The organism is Streptomyces sp. GC420 (genome assembly GCF_009916105.1).
Taxonomy (GTDB): Bacteria; Actinomycetota; Actinomycetes; order Streptomycetales; family Streptomycetaceae; genus Streptomyces.
This window is the reverse complement of the sequence record NZ_JAAAXQ010000850.1, coordinates 1-387: the sequence shown is the minus strand read 5'-3', so window position 1 is coordinate 387 and position 387 is coordinate 1. Positions and strand designations below refer to the sequence as shown.

General features: G+C 73.9%; 1 protein-coding gene. It reads right to left on the bottom strand.

From position 1 onward, the window contains the following. Positions 1-17: 17 nt before the first annotated feature. On the bottom strand, positions 18-387 hold a 370-nt coding region (locus GUY61_RS38920), incomplete at its 5' end, for a GNAT family N-acetyltransferase (RefSeq protein ID WP_166634975.1).

Here is a 387-nt window from a genome sequence, read left to right as displayed (position 1 = left end):
GCCCGGGTCCCGCCCGGCTACAGCTCGAGGCGGAAGCAGTACGCCTCGCGCCCGGAGACCGGTGACACGTAGCTCTCGGCGCGGGTCATGCCGATGCGCCGGGTCACCGCGATCGAGCGCGCGTTGGCCGCGGCGACCACGGCCACAACGTCGCTCACCCCCGCGGCGCGGACCCGGTCCACCGTGAGGCGGGCCGCGGCGGTCGCGTAACCGCGGCCCCAGTGGGCGCGTCCCAGCCGCCAGCCGATCTCGATCTCACCGGCCGGGCCCCAGTCGCGCGGCCACGGCTGTGCCCCGGTGAATCCGATGACCTCGTCGTCCTCGTCGAGCATGGTCCACAGACAGAAGCCGAGTTCGGCGTCGTGCTTGCGCTGCCTGGCCGTCATC